The organism is Lysinibacillus sp. S1, from assembly GCF_044986265.1.
GTDB classification, from domain to species: Bacteria; Bacillota; Bacilli; order Bacillales_A; family Planococcaceae; genus Lysinibacillus; species Lysinibacillus capsici.
The window spans coordinates 1,800,621-1,818,063 of the sequence record NZ_CP173154.1; the positions used below are offsets into that span (position 1 = coordinate 1,800,621).

General features: G+C 37.1%; 15 protein-coding genes and 3 pseudogenes. 8 read left to right on the plus strand and 10 right to left on the minus strand.

The annotated features are described in order from the left end of the window. Positions 1-85: 85 nt before the first annotated feature. The gene (locus ACHZEU_RS09325; RefSeq protein ID WP_004224772.1) at positions 86-484 is read right to left on the minus strand and encodes a YlaH-like family protein; all 399 of its coding nucleotides are present in this window, start codon (positions 482-484) and stop codon (positions 86-88) included. 30 nt (positions 485-514) lie between these two features. After that, complete coding sequence (gene typA / locus ACHZEU_RS09330; RefSeq protein WP_404804416.1) at positions 515-2,359, minus strand: translational GTPase TypA; 1,845 nt, start codon at positions 2,357-2,359, stop codon at positions 515-517. Positions 2,360-2,497: 138 nt separating this feature from the next. Between typA and ACHZEU_RS09335 the strand changes: the two genes are divergently transcribed. After that, positions 2,498-2,683: a DUF5325 family protein gene (locus tag ACHZEU_RS09335; protein WP_404804417.1), complete on the plus strand. Its 186-nt coding sequence runs from the start codon at positions 2,498-2,500 to the stop codon at positions 2,681-2,683. 42 nt (positions 2,684-2,725) lie between these two features. On the opposite strand, the gene ACHZEU_RS09340 is transcribed toward ACHZEU_RS09335, so the two are convergent. Both ACHZEU_RS09340 and ACHZEU_RS09345 read right to left on the minus strand, forming a co-directional pair. Continuing rightward, positions 2,726-3,520 (minus strand): inositol monophosphatase family protein, encoded by a 795-nt coding sequence (locus ACHZEU_RS09340; RefSeq protein WP_054549844.1) that lies wholly within the window; start codon positions 3,518-3,520, stop codon positions 2,726-2,728. A 212-nt stretch (positions 3,521-3,732) separates the two neighbouring features. Beyond that, positions 3,733-3,930 carry a hypothetical protein gene (locus ACHZEU_RS09345; RefSeq protein ID WP_404804418.1) on the minus strand — a complete coding sequence of 66 codons (198 nt, stop codon included), beginning with the start codon at positions 3,928-3,930 and terminating at the stop codon, positions 3,733-3,735. A 126-nt stretch (positions 3,931-4,056) separates the two neighbouring features. On the opposite strand from ACHZEU_RS09345, the gene ACHZEU_RS09350 reads away from it, so the two are divergent. After that, positions 4,057-4,683, plus strand: a complete 627-nt coding sequence (locus tag ACHZEU_RS09350) for a YktB family protein (RefSeq protein ID WP_404804419.1) — start codon at positions 4,057-4,059, stop codon at positions 4,681-4,683. Between the two features lie 103 nt (positions 4,684-4,786). Here the strand turns inward: ACHZEU_RS09350 and ACHZEU_RS09355 are convergent, their stop codons facing one another. Further along, on the minus strand, positions 4,787-5,074 hold the full coding sequence (locus ACHZEU_RS09355; protein WP_054549842.1) for a UPF0223 family protein: 288 nt from the start codon (positions 5,072-5,074) through the stop codon (positions 4,787-4,789). Positions 5,075-5,094: 20 nt separating this feature from the next. Beyond that, complete coding sequence (locus tag ACHZEU_RS09360) at positions 5,095-6,054, minus strand: NAD(P)H-dependent flavin oxidoreductase (RefSeq protein ID WP_404804420.1); 960 nt, start codon at positions 6,052-6,054, stop codon at positions 5,095-5,097. 145 nt (positions 6,055-6,199) lie between these two features. Between ACHZEU_RS09360 and ACHZEU_RS09365 the strand changes: the two are divergent. After that, positions 6,200-7,669, plus strand: a pseudogene (locus ACHZEU_RS09365) (aminotransferase class I/II-fold pyridoxal phosphate-dependent enzyme). A 259-nt stretch (positions 7,670-7,928) separates the two neighbouring features. Here ACHZEU_RS09365 and ACHZEU_RS09370 read toward each other — a convergent pair. Both ACHZEU_RS09370 and ACHZEU_RS09375 read right to left on the minus strand, forming a co-directional pair. Beyond that, the gene (locus ACHZEU_RS09370; RefSeq protein WP_404804421.1) at positions 7,929-8,606 is read right to left on the minus strand and encodes an LrgB family protein; all 678 of its coding nucleotides are present in this window, start codon (positions 8,604-8,606) and stop codon (positions 7,929-7,931) included. Continuing rightward, on the minus strand, positions 8,599-9,045 hold the full coding sequence (locus ACHZEU_RS09375) for a CidA/LrgA family protein (RefSeq protein WP_048391938.1): 447 nt from the start codon (positions 9,043-9,045) through the stop codon (positions 8,599-8,601). The genes ACHZEU_RS09370 and ACHZEU_RS09375 overlap by 8 nt, the downstream gene beginning before the upstream one ends. Positions 9,046-9,327: 282 nt before the next feature. Between ACHZEU_RS09375 and ACHZEU_RS09380 the strand changes: the two genes are divergently transcribed. The 5 genes and pseudogenes from ACHZEU_RS09380 (at position 9,328) to ACHZEU_RS09400 (ending at position 14,918) form a co-directional block, all read left to right on the plus strand. Further along, entirely contained in the window at positions 9,328-10,986 is a 1,659-nt protein-coding gene (locus ACHZEU_RS09380) for an ATP-binding protein (protein WP_404804422.1), read from the plus strand. Further along, the gene (locus tag ACHZEU_RS09385) at positions 10,973-11,662 is read left to right on the plus strand and encodes a response regulator (protein WP_404804423.1); all 690 of its coding nucleotides are present in this window, start codon (positions 10,973-10,975) and stop codon (positions 11,660-11,662) included. Before ACHZEU_RS09380 ends, ACHZEU_RS09385 begins: the two co-directional genes overlap by 14 nt. 125 nt (positions 11,663-11,787) lie before the next feature. Continuing rightward, complete coding sequence (locus ACHZEU_RS09390; RefSeq protein ID WP_279494073.1) at positions 11,788-12,807, plus strand: tripartite tricarboxylate transporter substrate binding protein; 1,020 nt, start codon at positions 11,788-11,790, stop codon at positions 12,805-12,807. A 146-nt stretch (positions 12,808-12,953) separates the two neighbouring features. Beyond that, a pseudogene (locus ACHZEU_RS09395) lies at positions 12,954-13,376 on the plus strand (tripartite tricarboxylate transporter TctB family protein). Positions 13,377-13,391: 15 nt separating this feature from the next. Continuing rightward, positions 13,392-14,918: pseudogene (locus tag ACHZEU_RS09400) on the plus strand (tripartite tricarboxylate transporter permease). Positions 14,919-14,970: 52 nt separating this feature from the next. Here ACHZEU_RS09400 and ACHZEU_RS09405 read toward each other — a convergent pair. Beyond that, a complete protein-coding gene (locus tag ACHZEU_RS09405; RefSeq protein WP_048391943.1) occupies positions 14,971-15,753 on the minus strand; it encodes an SDR family NAD(P)-dependent oxidoreductase in 783 nt (260 codons plus the stop codon). A 272-nt stretch (positions 15,754-16,025) separates the two neighbouring features. Further along, positions 16,026-17,441 (minus strand): dihydrolipoyl dehydrogenase, encoded by a 1,416-nt coding sequence (lpdA, locus tag ACHZEU_RS09410; RefSeq protein WP_404804424.1) that lies wholly within the window; start codon positions 17,439-17,441, stop codon positions 16,026-16,028. Positions 17,442-17,443 lie beyond the last annotated feature (2 nt).

The following is a 17,443-nucleotide window of genomic DNA, read 5'->3' on the forward strand; positions in this document are numbered from 1 at the left end:
AACATACAAAAAAACAGCCTTAGCATTAAAACCGCTAAGACTGTTTATAACAGATAAAAAGTTCTTATTATAAAGTACGTAATTGTTATTGATTGGTAGCTTGTTGCTCTTCTCTTTTTTCACGCCATAGTCTTGTTTTATAGACAATTAGAATTAAGGCCGCTACAATAAGACCTTCAATCATTGGTAAGAATAGGGCGAAGAATGTAAGCATGATACAACCTAAAAATAGGAACGCATAAATAATAATATTTTGAGATAACTTTAATTTCTTGGCAAAGCCTAGTTTATAGACAATGGCAGAAAGTACAAATACAAGAAGAAATACAACATAACCTGCTATTTCATAGCTTGGTAAATTTTCATATAAAAATCTAGTGATACCAGCCATTCTCCCATAAACTCGTGTTGTTTCATCTGTACCTGTCTGTGCAGCAACTTGAATAACATTTAGTTCACCCAATAAAGCGGACTTCAGATCCAAGACTCCTCTTCCTTTCGTGGAAGCAAAAAATTATTGTTCAGCGTTTTTTAGTTTTTTCGCTATTCTTTCACGTTCATTTTTATCTAGAATTTGTTTACGAAGGCGAATAGATTCTGGAGTGATTTCTAAATACTCATCATCATTTAAGAACTCTAATGCTTCTTCTAGTGTTAATAGACGCGGCTTTTTAATAACGTTTGTTGCATCTTTTGTCGCAGAACGAACATTCGTTTTTTGCTTCATTTTTGTTATGTTTACAGTGATATCATTATCACGTGTATTTTCACCAACAATCATACCTTCATAAATTTCAGTACCTGGCTCAACAAATAGTGTACCACGGTCCTCTACTTGCATCATACCATAAGTTGTCGATTTACCAGTTTCCATTGATACAAGAACACCTTGGTGACGTCCACCAATACGGCCTGGAATATATGGTTGGTAACAATCGAATGTATGGTTAATGATACCAAAACCTTTCGTCATAGACATGAATTCTGTTGTATATCCAATTAAACCACGGGCAGGAACAAGGAATGTTAAACGTACTTGGCCATTGCCATTGTTCACCATATCCAACATTTCACCTTTACGCGTACCAATCGATTCAATAACCGAACCTACMTTTTCTTCTGGAACATCGATTTGTACACGTTCAAATGGTTCACATTTTACACCATCAATTTCACGAATGATAACTTGAGGTTTTGATACTTGTAGTTCAAAGCCTTCACGGCGCATATTTTCAATAAGAATTGATAAATGTAGCTCACCACGTCCAGAAACCGTCCATGCATCTGGTGAATMTGTATCTTCTACACGTAGAGATACGTCCGTTTGAAGTTGTGAACGTAAACGCTCTTCTACTTTACGAGCAGTTACCCATTTCCCTTCACGACCTGCAAACGGTGAATTATTCACTAAGRAAGTCATTTGTAATGTTKGCTCGTCTATACGTAATGGTGTTAAAGCTTCTTGATGTTCCACCGGACATACTGTTTCCCCAAMGTTGATGTCTTCCATACCTGAAACAGCAATTAAGTCACCAGCTTTTGCTGATTGGATTTCTTCACGTTTTAAACCAAAGAAACCAAATAGTTTCGTTACACGGAATTKTTTCACAGTCCCATCTAACTTCATTAAAGCAACTTGTTGCCCTACTTCAATTGTTCCGCGGAATACGCGTCCAATCCCAATACGACCAACATAATCATTGTAGTCAAGTAATGCCACTTGGAATTGTAATGGATCTGCTGAGTTGTCTACTGGTGCAGGAATTGCTTCAATTACCTTTTCAAATAGACATTGCATATTTTCTTCTTGTTTTGCTGGATCAGCATCAAGAGAAGCTGTACCGTTTACACCTGATGCATACACAACTGGGAAATCTAATTGATCATCATCAGCGCCTAGCTCGATGAATAATTCTAATACTTCATCTACTACTTCTAAAGGACGAGCTGAATCTTTATCAACTTTGTTTACAACTACAATCGGTGTTAACTTTTGTTCCAACGCTTTTTTCAGTACAAAGCGTGTTTGCGGCATACAACCCTCATACGCATCGACAACTAGTAAAACGCCATCTACCATTTTTAAAATACGTTCTACCTCACCACCGAAGTCGGCGTGTCCAGGCGTATCAAGGATGTTAATACGAGTTCCGTTATAGTTTACTGCAGTATTTTTTGCTAAAATTGTAATACCACGTTCGCGTTCAATATCATTAGAGTCCATTGCACGTTCTTCAACATGTTCGTTTGAACGGAATGTACCTGATTGTTTTAATAATTGGTCGACTAAAGTAGTTTTACCATGGTCAACGTGGGCGATAATTGCGATATTGCGAAGATCTTGACGTAAGTTTGTCATTATTCCACTCCATATTCTTTTTTCGAATGTTTAACTGTGATATTATAGCACAAGAAGGATAGAAATGTCCTTATTAGAATTTCCATCATTCTAAAAAATATATTTGATCGACAAATTTTTTATATAGGAGGCTAGGCTATGAATCGTGCAAAAATCGTAATGGCCATCTATGCATTGGCAGCTGTATTAGCAATGTGTTCTATCGGCTACTCTGTTGCAGCTAGTAATGTATTTGGTGTAATAGCTGGTATTGTGGCTACTTGTGTCATTTTCATGACAGCCTTTAAAATGAAGCGTAAACKACGTGCGSAAGGATTACTTTAAAGAACATAAAAAGGAGCTGTCTAATAAATAGACGGCTCCTTTTTATTCATATGGCACTATATATTTTTCTAATAATTCTTTATGAATAGCGGGATTAGCAATAATAAATGTATCCTGATGAAGGAAATCAAAGCCTTCACCATGTAGATTTGTAGCAACTGCTCCAACTTCCTGAGCAATGATGGTCCCTCCTGCAATATCCCATGGTGCTAAACGCATAGAGACATAGGCATCTAATTTGCCACTTACAACAAATGCAATTTCCATTGCTGCGGAGCCATAGGACCGTGTACCGCGAACTTTACGAACCATATCTATCACCTTTTCATGGTGAATATGTCGATTAGGTGCGACCCAATGTGCATTTATGCCAATGACAGACTCCTCCATTGTAACAGACTGTAGTTTACGCAATGGTGAATCATTATACCATGCCCCTTGCCCCTTGATGGCACTAAATAAATCCTCCCGCATGACATCAAATATGTAACCTAACTTTCCTACGCCATTGACAAAAATACCGATTGAAATCATAAAATGGCGATGCTGTTTAACAAAATTCATCGTTCCATCAATTGGATCAATAATCCAAACTACACCATCTAGTGATTTAACCTGTTCGCCCATTCCTTCTTCCCCTAGAATTTTGTGGGTTGGATCAAAGGCTTTAATTTGCTCAATAAAGAATAACTCCGTCTCTCGATCAATATTGGTAACGAGGTCATTTGCACCTGATTTTGTCTCAATTACTAGATTATACGAAAAAGCCTCTCGAATACGTCGCCCAGCTTCAAAAATAATATCTTTTGCAAATTTATCAATTTGTTGTAAATCCACTCATAACCCACCCTTCGAATATAAGAAAAGGCCTTCTATATTAATCGCTCTCGTATGTTTATGATACCTTTTCCCACTACTTCACAACTTTTGCTATATAAAACCTAGTACTACCTTATGATATAATTTCTATTTTACCCTTTGTCACAATAAAAATCACCTGCTGTCGGAATATTCAGCAAGTGATTTTTTAAATGGGTATTAGATTTTGATTACGCATAGGCGTGCAAACTTTCAAGTTCCATCTGAATTTCTGCCAGACGTTTTTTACTTTTTTCAATTTCCATGTCATTTTTTTCATTCATTGCTGCAAAAAGTGAAGCTAATTCATAATCTAATTCTAATTGTAAAATGTGCTCATATTGCTTTTCAATGTTAACTTTACGTATAATTTTTACGAATGGTTTCATAAAAAACACTTCCTTTTTTTAATTTTTTCACAAAAACTTTACTCATTTGATAAAGTTCTTGTTATAAGATTTTTTCCCAAATTCAGCGTAAAATAAACCTTATAAAACGAAAGGAGTAAAATAAAATTGCCAAAAATAAAGTGGACAAACAAAGACTTTAAGGTTTTTACAATAGACGGTTTAGAACAAAGAATGGATGCTTTAAATTTACATGTACGTCCAAAATTCAATCAGCTAGGTGAAGATTTTTCTGCATTTTTCTCTAGCCAATTAGGTGAAGAATTCTTCCCGCATGTGGCTAAACATGCTCGAAGAACTGTTAACCCTCCAAAAGATAGTTGGGTTGCCTTCGCCCCTTATAAAAGAGGTTATAAATCATTGCCTCACTTTCAGATTGGTCTATGGCACACACATTTATTCATCGTCTTAGCTATTATTTATGAAGCGCCTCAAAAAAATGTTATGGCTGAGCGTTTACTAGCTCATAAATCTKTAATTGAGCAGMTTCCAKMTGATTTTATCGTGTCAGGAGAKCATATGTCACCTGAGGCCGTTTCTCTCGAAGTGGCAAAAGAAGACAAGCTTGAAGAAATGCTTATTCGCCTACGAGATGTCAAAAAGGGTGAGTTTTTAATTGGCCGTCATATTCCAAAAGAACAAGCAACCAAACTAACAGCAAGCGAATTACATCAAWTAACAGAAGACACATTTAACAGCTTACTTCCTCTTTACAACATTATTGTTGGAAAATAAGCTAACCTTATAAAGTTTTTTTATTGATGTAGTTTATGCAATATGTCGTTTTTTAACACAAAAAAATAAAGAGTGGATGTGAGTTGATCTCACATCCACTTTTTTAATGGCCATTTCTTGGGGTAACTTTTATAATCATCCCATCTTCGGCTTCCTTTGTTTGTTTTACAACTGGATAGCTAATGTAGCCACTCGCCTCTTCAAATTCGCGAAAAATTGATTTTTCCTCTGCTTGGGAAGGAACAATCTCTTTAAAGCGTCGATATTTAGCTAGCATAACTTCACGCTTGATGCCTTTTTCATAAGCTTTCTCAATTCCCTCAAAGAATTGAACAACATCCACAATCTCCTCTGTGGACCAATCAGTTGAAAACGGATAAGAGTATTCCATTCGACAAAACCACCTTTACGTTATTGCCCCCATTTTAACCGTATACTTTCAGCTTCTGCAACCATTCGCTTAATAAGGTCATCAACGGTTGGGATATCGTGAATCATTCCGGTCACTTGTCCAGCCCAGCCAAAACCCTGTTCCTTATCACCATCATAAATAAAGCGTTTATTTGCTGAACCACTTATATATTCTTTCAACGCCTCATATGTTGGTGTTTTTTCCTCAATTTCCAAAATCTTTGTAGTAAAGTCATTGCGTAATGCACGAGCCGGCGCACCAATTGAGCGCTTAATAATGGTTGTATCTGCTTCAGTACTTGCAACTAGTGCCTCTTTATAAGCCTCAGAAGCATCAACACACTCTCGTGTTGCTATAAAACGAGTGCCCATTTCAATGCCTTCAGCTCCCAATGYWTSAGCAGCCATCCAGCCGCGTCMATCACCMATYCCAYMTDMWGYAATGACAGGMAKACTWACACTATCAACCACCTGRGGAACAAGAACCAWTGTACYGACATCATCACGCMCARGATGACCGCCACCCTCTTGACCCACARCCATTACAGCATCTGCTCCAAGCTGTTCAGCCTTTTSAGCTTSTCTACGAGCAGCTACAAGGACTAATTTTTTTATAGCTGTGCCTGCCAGTAAATTAAATATAGGCGCTGGATTTCCCCCTGTCATTGTAACAACTGGAACTTCTTCTTCGATTGCAACGCGCACCATATCCTCATAGCCTGTACCATGCATGCCAATCGCAAAATTTACGCCAAATGGTTTATCTGTTAATGTTCGTACCTTATGGATCTCTGCTCGTAATAATTCAGGATCACGTAAACTCATAGCCGTTATTTGCCCTAAACCACCAGCATTCGACACAGCTGCGGCTAAATCAGCATATGCTAAATAGGCTAATCCCCCTTGAATAATTGGATATTTAACCTGTAAAAGATCCGTCACACGTGTATTCCAATTCATAGTACCTCCCCTTTCGTTCAATACTATTTTCTCGGTATCCTGAAAAAAATCCTTTTATTTTTTAGGAAAAGCCTATTTTTTCGTGTCGTTAGGTGCTATAATTCATTTGTTTTCTTAGATATTATAAAGTGAGGTGGTACCTGCGTTGTCACAATTAGAGAVTCCATTGTTCGACGTATTATTAAAACATCGGAACAGACATCCCATTCAGTNCCATATTCCAGGCCATAAGAAAGGGCAAGGAATGGATMCTGCTTTCCGAGAATTCGTCGGCGACAACBHWTDATSAATYSAHHTWATTAATATTGCTCCACTAGACGATTTACATTCACCAAAGGGTGCTATAAAAGAAGCGCAAAACTTAGCAGCTGAAGCCTTTGGTGCTGATCATACATTCTTTTCCGTTCAAGGTACTAGTGGCGCCATCATGACGATGATTCTGACCGTCGTCGGTCCAGGTGATAAAATTCTAGTGCCACGGAATGTTCATAAATCTATTATGTCGGCGATTGTATTCGCTGGTGCCATTCCAATTTTTATTCATCCTGAAGTTGACAGCGAATATGGGATTTCTCATGGCATATCCCCTGAAGCTGTTGAAAAAGCATTAAATGCTTACCCGGATACAAAGGCAGTACTTGTTATTAATCCAACATATTTTGGCTTTACAGCTGATTTAAAGCGTATTGTGGAGATTGCTCATGACCGTAATATTCCGGTAGTAGTAGATGAAGCGCATGGTGTACACATAAAATTCCATGATGACCTTCCATATTCAGCTATGGAAGCAGGTGCTGACATGGCAGCAACAAGCGTTCATAAGCTTGGTGGCTCCATGACACAAACGTCTATTTTAAATGTACGTGAGGGTCTTGTTTCTGCAAAACGTGTACAAGCTGTATTTTCTATGTTAACAACTACATCGACATCCTATCCATTACTTGCTTCACTTGACACAGCTCGACGTCAGTTAGCCATTCATGGATACGATTTAATTGACGATGCATTACGTTTAGCAAAGGATGCTCGTAAACGCATCAATCAAATACCACATTTAAAGTGCGCAGGTAAGGAAAAGTTACATTCTTCTGCAACTTATGATATGGATCCATTAAAACTTCTGATTAGTGTGAAAGATTTAGGTATTTCTGGTCATCGAGCTGAGGAATGGTTGCGTTATAATGCCAATATTGAAGTCGAATTGTCTGACCTTTATAATATCTTATGTTTAGTGACTTTAGGAGATACAAAAMAGGMWRTTMMTYWTWYAMYWMWYSSRKYAACTSGTATGTCAAAAGCATTTGATTCTGAAGCGGCTATAACAGAGGCTTTGGTAAACGTGCCAGAAATTCCAGCTCTCGCCATGTCTCCACGTGATGCTTTTTATGCAGATACAGAAGTCGTTCCCCTTGCAGAAGCAGATAACTGTATTTGTGCAGAATTTATTATGGTGTATCCTCCCGGGATTCCTATTTTTATTCCCGGGGAAATAATTACTCAAGAAAATATTCATTATATTCAAATGAATATTGAAGCAGGTTTACCCGTTCAAGGACCAGAGGATACRACATTAAAAACAATTCGTGTTATCAAAGAACGTAAGCCAATTTTCTAAAAAATATAAGCTAGCTCTTCAATATGAAGGGCTAGCTTTTATATTTATAAATACAGATGTGAGTATATTCTTCTTGTTGAACACAACCAGAAAACATTCTCTTCATTACAAAATAGMTATAATAGAATATTATCTGAAGTTTTTTTCATTTCATTTTCACAATGAATAATTGCTTCTAGAAATAACCATTTATTTAAAACAAAAGGGTTGTTTCCTATCTTTTTTGAGACAGCTCCTTTTTCTATAAAGCACCATTCTATTATAAAAATAAATACACAAATAAAGGGCAGAAGAAGGCTCCGATAACAGCCGTTAAGCCCATTGATAAGGAACCAACTGATAATTCCTGTTCCCCATATTCTCTTAATTTCAMAAGACCTACCCCATGTGAGGCACTTCCTACTGCCACTCCCCTACTCACGGCAGAGTCAATTTTGCCATACTTAATGACTAATGGTCCGATAATGGCCCCTACAAACCCTGCAATCATGACGAAAACAGCCGTTAAAGGAGGAATGCCCCCAATCGTTTCGCTCACCTGCATTCCAACAGGCGTTGTTAACGATTTAGGTAAGGCTGTCAGCATCCAGCTAGGTTCTACACCGATCCATTTTAGTAACACAAAAATTGTCACTAAGCCTGTTATCATGCCGATTAGTAGTCTTGATAAAACTGACTGCCGACATACCATAATAATTGCTCGTTGATTATAAAGAGGATATGCAAGTGCCACAACAGCTGGCCCAAGCATTTTCTGAAGCCATTCCCCACCTTGCATATAAGTTGAATATGGAATATCAAATACAAGTAAAATCACTGCACTGACAATCGTAGTCGTGACCAGGGGAATCATGATAGGATGGGGAAATCGTTGATAGAGCTTTGTAAATAAAATAAACATGATGATGGTGCTAAGGACAACCGTTACTTCAATCAACAGTTAATTCCCCCTTTCCTTCTTCCACATTAGGCTTTGAGCTTTCTTTTTTGGCCAGTTCTCTTTTTTCAATGAGTTGTGTCAGCAATCCTGTTACATAAATAGAGATTAATGTACTAGCAATAACTGCTAAAATGATGAGCAGACCAGTGAATGTCATGAGCTCTGGATAATCAATAACACCTACAGTTGCTGGAATGAAAAACAACGTTAAGATGCCAATTAAAAAACCTGCTCCATCTTGTATATATTCGACCTTAATAATTTTAAAATTGAGTGAAAGTGCTAATAAAAGTAAGCCAATGACGCTTCCTGGAAGAGGTATGTGCAGATAAGAAACAATGCCAACCCCCATGTAATAGAAAATAGTAAGTATACCGATTTGCACAATAATCCGAACAGCTCGTAACAACAACGTAGCAAAATTTTCGTTCAACATTTCGCCACTTTTCACCCCCTATATCGTTCATTCTACATCTATAGGAATTTTCTGTCTATTGTGATTTTAGAAAAATAATAATCAAATACCGAAATATCCAAGCAATTCTATGAAACAGTATTAAAAGTCCTATTCTACAAGAACTTCACTTTTTATCATTATGACTTATCAACTTTTTTATATTGTGCCTATCCACTTCAAATCACTTTTTTAATGATCATCTAGCAAATTTCGAAATTTTTTTATATAATCGAAAATTACAAAAGATTACTAGTATTATCAATGACTAAAATTTCTAGAATAAACACAAAGGTGGGATTCACTATTTTCTTTAAAACATTAACACTCCAAGCCCGCTTTGCCTATTACAGCAGTTTTTTAATTTTTATTATTGTTATTTTAGCAGGCATCCTCTTTTATATGACCATATCTGATGCATTGCAAACACAAATTGGAAACCGGGCACTATATTTGGCGGAAACAACGGCTAGCAGGGGTGATGTAATTGAAGCGTTTCATACAAATAACCCTTCCGAAAGCCTGCAAAAAATTAGCAAAGAGATTATGCTTGCTGCAAAAGCTACTTATGTTGTAATTGGAGATAAAAATGGCATACGCTACACCCATCCTATCGCAGACCGTATTGGTAAATCGATGGTCGGAGATGATAATGACCGAGCATTAATCAACGGTGAGTCTTATATTTCCATTGCAAATGGTTCAATGGGACAATCCATTCGTGGGAAAGCACCTATCTTAGACTCAAATGGATCGATTATTGGTGTTGTTTCAATTGGTTACTTAACAAGTGAATTAGATCGCTTATATTTTTTATACCTTGATAATATTTTTTATACGATTTTTATTGCACTAGGCATTGGTATTATCGTCTCTATTTWTTWAWCCCGAAACATTAAAAAGCAAATTTTTAATCTGGAGCCAAGTGAAATTGCCAGTCTATTAACAGAAAAAAATACTTTAATTGAATCAGTCCGTGAAGCTATTATTACGGTAAATCAGAAAGGTGAAATTACGACCCTAAACAATGCTGCCGCGAAAATCTTACATTTAACGGATTCAGCTTCTATCATGGGCGATAATATAGAAGAGCATATACCAAACACACATCTGCTAAACGTATTAATGAAGGGTGAAAAACAACTTGATAAATTGATGATTGTTAATGGTCATGAAATTATTGTTAACCGTGTACCTATGAAGGTGAATGATAAAGTTGTCGGCGCAGTTGCAAGTTTCCGATTACAATCAGAAATAGAACAAATGGCTATCGAATTATCACAAGTAAAGCAATATACGGAAGCTTTACGTGCTCAAACACATGAGTTTAATAATGTCCTTTACACAATATCAGGCCTTATTCAATTAAATGCATCTGATGAAGCACTATCTATTATTCATAAAGAGGTACAAGGACATTCTTCTCTAACCCAATTTATAACAAAGCGTGTAAAGGACCCATTTTTAAATGGTTTAATTATCGGATTTTTTAATCGTGCACGTGAATTAAAAATCAAGTTGATTTTTGATGAGGATAGTTATTTAGAAACATTCCCTGAAAGCATCGAAAAAAGCCTAATTATTTCTATTATTGGAAATTTATTAACCAATGCTTTTGAAGAGGTTGAAAAAAACAAAGAGCGACAACCAATTATTAGGCTTTTTATATTTGATAATGGAGAGGAAATCATCTTTGAGGTCGAGGACTCGGGACAAGGTTTTGCACAAGAAAAACTAGACGTGCTATTTTCAGAAAATATTTCTACGAAAGATAGTAAGCATCGAGGCTATGGATTAAGGAAAGTCATTTCCAGTATCCATGATTTAAACGGTACTCTTGCTCTTGAAGAAGGAGATTTAGGAGGTGCCCTATTTATCGTATCTATTAGCAAAAGGGGGACTATGATCCATGAACAATATTGAAGTGCTAGTAATTGAAGATGATGTACGTGTAGCAGATGTACATTGTCGTTTTTTAGAAAAAATTGAAGGCTTTACAGTAATTGCACGGGCAAGTACGGGAGAAGAAGCTTTAGATTGGCTTCAATCATTTTCACCACACCTTATATTACTCGATGTCTTTTTGCCAGATATACTGGGAGTAGATTTAATTGATAAAATCCAAGAAGTGAGCCCAACAAGTAGTATTATTTTGATTACCGCAGCTACAGAGGCACATATAGTACAGAAAGCTTATCAGAAAAATGTTACTGATTACATTTTAAAGCCATTTACATTCGAACAGCTAAAAGAGAGTATAGAAAAATTCCGTTACAAGTATCTATTGCTGAAAAATAATGAGAAATTTACACATGAAAAAATTCAATACCTTTGGCCAAAAGCAGGTTCATCCCCCCTTCAAGAAACACCGTTATTATTACCAAAAGGGATAGATCCAACAACAAWKAATCATGWTATCAACCATTTAAGTATAATGGAGAATGGTAGTACAGCTGAGCTGTTGGGAAAGAATATAGGTGTCAGCCGTTCCACCGCTCGTCGTTATTTAGAATTTTTAGTTACACAAAAGCAGGTCTATACCGAACTGACTTATGGTACAGTTGGGCGTCCTGAACGACGATACTTTATTTCCACATAAACTTTATGAACAAAATGATGTTAATCCACATTATTATCACAATATTTCCAAAATTGAGAAGTAAGTTATAGTATGGGTAGCGCTAAATTGATAGCGCTACCATTTTATTTTTAAGGGGGATTTTTATGTGGAGGAACATTTCTAAAATAATGGTAGCTGGCTTACTATTTACTAGTTTGGTTGGCTGTTCAGCATCAAATGGAGAAAAAACAGAGGGAAAGAATGCCAGTGATTATCCAAAAAGTAATATTACCATTGTTGCTCCATCAGGTGCTGGTGGTGGCTGGGATTTAACAGCTCGTGCAGTAGCAAAAACAATGAGTGATACTGGGTTGATTGATAAGGCGATTCAAGTTGAGAATAAGCCAGGTGGTGGTGGTGCTGCCTTCATGGCAACATTTGCTACAAAGGAAGCCAATAATGATTATATATTAATGGTTAAATCACCACCGATCCTTATAAATCATGAAAAGGCTGAAGGAAATAGTAAATTTGGCTATAAGGATACTACACCTTTAGCACAATTAACACGTGACTATGGCGCAATCGTTGTTAAAAAGGATTCTCCTTTCCAAACGCTTGCAGATGTTTTAAATGCCATGAAAACTTCACCAAAAGATGTCACATTAGCAGGTGGGTCTGCACCAGGTTCGATGGATCATCTAGTAGGAATTATCCCGGCTTATAAAGCGGGGATTGACTTAAAAACAATTAAATATGTTTCTTATGACGGTGGCGGTGAGGCAGTTACAGCATTATTAGGTGGCAATGCGGATGTAATTGCAACAGATGCCTCCACAATTGCTACTTATGTTAAATCCGGAGATGTTCGTGTATTAGCTGTCAGTTCCTCTGAACGCTTAGAAGGTGAGCTAGCAGAGGTTCCTACTTTTAAAGAAGCCGGTATTGATGAGGAGTTTACAATTTGGCGTGGTATCTTTGGTCCAAAAAATATGAGTGAAGATGCGATTGCCTATTGGTCTGAAAAATTACAGGCAATGTCTGAATCAAAAGAATGGCAAGCTGAGGTGACACGTAATGGCTGGCAAGCAGAATACCGTAATGCGGAAGAATTTACAGCTTATCTAGACAGTCAAAATAAAATAATCATTGAACTACTAACAGCTCTTGGTATGCAAAAATAACGAATCGTTTTTTTAAAAAAGGCACAAGTATTTCCATTAAATAWAGAACTACTTGTGTAACTTTATCTATTKTCAATGGAGGTGTAAAACGGTTGAGCTATACATTTGATAAAACATTTAGCATTACCCTCTTAGCACTTAGTATTTTGTTTATTTTTCAAGCAACACAGATTTCTGATAGTGCTTATGGGTCTACAGTTGGTCCCAAAATTTTTCCATTAGGTTTAGGTATTATTTTAGGTTTATTAAGTCTTCAATTATTTTATGAATCATGGAAAAAAGCTGTGAGAGAGCGAGTCACAGGAGGACCAACTACTTCTTCTAAAATATCTTCAACAGAGCTCAAAAAGTTCTTAATTATTTTAGGTAGCGCTCTTGCGTATGTATTTTTCCTTGAAAAAATTGGCTATATGATAACAACATTTTTATTTTTGTGTATTAGTTTCCAAACAATGGAACGTACTAAACTTATTTATTCAATTATTATTGCARCWGGWTYTYSWCYRGKYGWMWWTYMWAYATTNNCAARTTYACTAGGAGGGGCATTGCCTAGTTTCCCAATTTTTTAGTACAGGAGTGAACATATGTCGACATTGCAATTTTTAGCTGATGGATTTGCAGTTGCCCTTCAATGGCAAAACCTTTTATTCGCTCTTGTTGGTGTCATAATTGGTACAGCAGTTGGTGTACTTCCAGGTATAGGTCCCATGAGTGGAGTTGCATTATTAATCCCCGTTACAGCAACCATTACAGCTGGACTACCTACTGAGGCTGCCGCTACCAGCTCAATTATTTTACTTGCAGGGGTATACTATGGGGCCATGTATGGTGGATCAACAACTTCCATTCTATTAAACACGCCTGGTGAATCCTCATCAGTTGTGACAACATTGGATGGCTATCAAATGGCTAAACAAGGTCGTGCTGGAAGTGCTCTTTCTATCGCGGCCATTGGCTCATTTTGTGCAGGCGTTGTAGCTCTACTAGGTCTGATATTATTAGCTAATCCATTGTCAAAATTAGCACTTAAATTTGGACCCGCAGAATACTTTTCTTTGATGTTATTAGGACTTGCAGCAGTAAGTGGCCTAGCAGGACGTTCTATTACCAAAGCTTTRATTATGACTGTTTTAGGGCTTATGCTCGGAACAGTTGGTATTGATGCCGTATCAGGTATAGAACGTTTTACATTTGGTCAGCCAATGCTGTTCTCTGGCATTGAATTTTTAACTATCGCTGTTGGTTTATTTGCATTAGGCGAAGTATTTAAAACCATTCTTGAAAAAGAAGAAGAGGATGGTCAATTAGCCAAAATTAATCGTGTATTACCAACAAAGCAAGATTTAAAGGATAGTGCTGTTCCTATTGCTCGCGGCTCCTTATTAGGCTTTTTCATCGGCGTCTTACCCGGCGCAGGCGCAACACTTGCCTCATTCTTTTCTTATATTACCGAGAAAAAATTCAGTAAAACACCCGAGCAATTTGGAAAAGGTCATATTGCGGGTGTAGCTGGACCTGAATCAGCGAACAATGCTGCATCAGGCGGTGCAATGATCCCATTACTAACTTTAGGAATTCCCGGCTCAGGTACTACTGCTATTTTAATGGGTGCACTTATTATGTATAATATTCAGCCAKGTCCATTATTATTTGATGAACATCCTCAAGTTGCTTGGKGATTAATTGCCAGTATGTTTATTGGWAATTTAATKTTATTAKCATTAAATCTGCCTTTGGTCTGCATTTTTGCCAAAATCATCTAAACACCTAAAAAATATTTATTGCCTATTATTATTGCAATTTCAATTTTTGGAGTTTATGCCGTACAATTCGCCACGTTTGATTTATTTTTATTAGTAGCTTGTGGTGTACTTGGTTAGCTATTTGCTAAAAATGATTACCCAGTAGCTCCATTAGTACTTGCATTAGTACTAGGGCCGATGATTGAAAATAATATGCGCCGTGCATTAACCATTTCGAATGGAGACTTTTCTATTTTTATAACAAAGCCTTTATCATTACTATTTTTAGTGGTTGCCATTTCTTGGTTACTTATACCACTGTTTATGAAAATACGTGGTAAAAATGTACTTATTAATGAAGAAGGATAAATATTCTTAAAAATCCACTATACTTCTATTAGTATAGTGGATTTTTACTATTCTATAATGCGTGACCAGAGCCACCATCAATATTAACAGCTGTACCTGTAACATAGCTCGCCGCATCAGATACTAAAAAAGTGATAACGTTTGCTGCTTCTTGCGTATCACCTACACGACCCAGCGGAATTGCTTGCCCCACTTTACGAGAATATTCTTCCCACGATAAATTTGGTTCTTCCTTTTTCCATTTCTTTTCGATTTGATCACTACGAATAAGTCCTATACATACAGAATTTACTCGAATATTATCCTTCCCTAAATCCTTGCTCATCGCTTTTGTCAAGGCAAGCCCCGCAGCACGGCTTACAGTAGTTGGAAGTGAACTTGCAGGTGGAGTTTTAGCCATCACGGCAGTCACATTAACGATTGCACCGCCCCCAGCCTTTCGCATATATGGAGCAGCATATTTTGAACAATGAATAGCTCCAAATACCTTTAAATCTAAATCTGCCTGCCACAGCTCACTACTCACCGTTTCAAAGGAATTCGCTGAAGCTGTACCAGCATTATTAATAAGAATATCCACACGTCCAAAATGCTCTACAGTACGCTCAATGAGATACTTACAATCTTTTTCTTTTGTAATGTCAGTTGGAACAATTAATACATCTACGCCTGTTTCATTTTTTATGCATCCTGCAGCCACTTGCAGTTGTTTTTCACCACGAGCGCAAAGTACAACCTGTGCACCCTCTTTAACAAGCTGCATGGCTGTATAATAGCCAATTCCTTTACTCGATCCTGTTATAATTGCTACTTTCCCCGTTAAATTAAGCTCCATTATTAAATCCTCCTTACTTTCTACAATGCTATCATTATAGCATTTATCGATTATTCAGAATAATCAAAGGAGCTTGTAAAAGGTAGAAATACGATTTAAAAGCTATAATAATTGAATATTTTCCATGAGGAGCTACTTATTACTTATCATTATCATTCAAGCCTGTTACGGGAAAAAGCTAATAGAAAAATTAATTGTTCATATAAAACATTGGCTAAAAAAAGAGTGTAGATAAGCGAATGTCTCGCTTTATCTACACTCCTTTATTCAAATTATTTTTTCGCTACAATGTGGATTGGGTTGCCAAGTAATACTTCAGCAGTTTCCATTGTAATTTCACCTAATGTTGGGTKAGCGTGAATTGTTAATGCGATATCCTCAGCAGTCATGCCGCCTTCAATTGCTAAGCCCATTTCAGCGATCATATCAGATGCACCAGCACCTACGATTTGAGCACCAATTAATAAGCCGTCCTCTTTACGAGCAACAAGTTTCACGAAACCTTCTGATTGGTTTAATGCAAGAGCACGACCATTTGCTGCGAATGGGAATTTCGCTGCAGTGTATTCAATGCCTTCAGCTTTTGCTTGTTCTTCGTTGTAACCAACTGTCGCCATTTCTGGATCTGTGAAACATACAGCTGGCACAGCAAGATAATCAACTACTGATTTTTCACCCGCAATTGCTTCAGCAGCAACTTTACCTTCGTAAGATGCTTTATGTGCAAGTTGTGGACCTGCTACGATATCACCGATTGCATAGATATTTGGAATATTTGTACGACATTGTTTGTCAACATTGATTAGACCACGTTCACCGAATTCAACTCCGATTTCAGCAAGGCCCATTTCATCTGTATTTGGACGACGTCCTACAGTAACTAATACGTAATCAGCTTCAACTTTTTTCTCTTCTCCGCCTACTTCATAAGTTACTACTACGCCGTTTTCAGTTTCTTCTACGCCTTTTGCAGATGCGTTAACTTCAATTTCAACGCCTTTCTTTTTAAGGCCTTTTTTCACGATTTGCGTCATTTGCTTTTCGAAGCCAGCTAAAATATCTTTTCCGCCTTCAATAATTGTTACTTGAGAGCCAAGGTTCGCATAAGCTGATCCAAGCTCAGTACCAATATAACCGCCACCGATAACAACTAATTTACCAGGTACTTCTTGTAGAGAAAGTGCACCAGTAGAATTTAATACACGATCAGTGAATTTGAATGTTGGAATTTCAACTGGACGAGAACCTGTTGCAATAATGACATTGTTAAATGTGTAAGTTTGAGCAGATTCACCATTGATGATACGCACTGAATGAGCGTCAACGAAATAAGCTTCACCTTGTACAATTTCAACTTTGTTACCTTTAAGTAAGCCTTCAACACCGCCAGTTAATTTCTTAACAACGCTGTCTTTAAATGCTTGTGCTTTTGAGAAGTCTAATTTCACATCAGAAGCGATGATTCCCATGTCATCTGAATGTTTAGCTTGCTCAAAACGGTGACCTACTGAAATTAATGCTTTTGATGGGATACAACCTACGTTTAAGCACACTCCACCAAGTACATTTTTTTCAACGATTGTTACTTTTTGGCCAGTTTGAGCTGCACGAATTGCTGCTACATATCCTCCAGGACCTGAACCAATGACAAGAGTATCTGTTTCGATTGGGAAATCTCCTACTACCATTT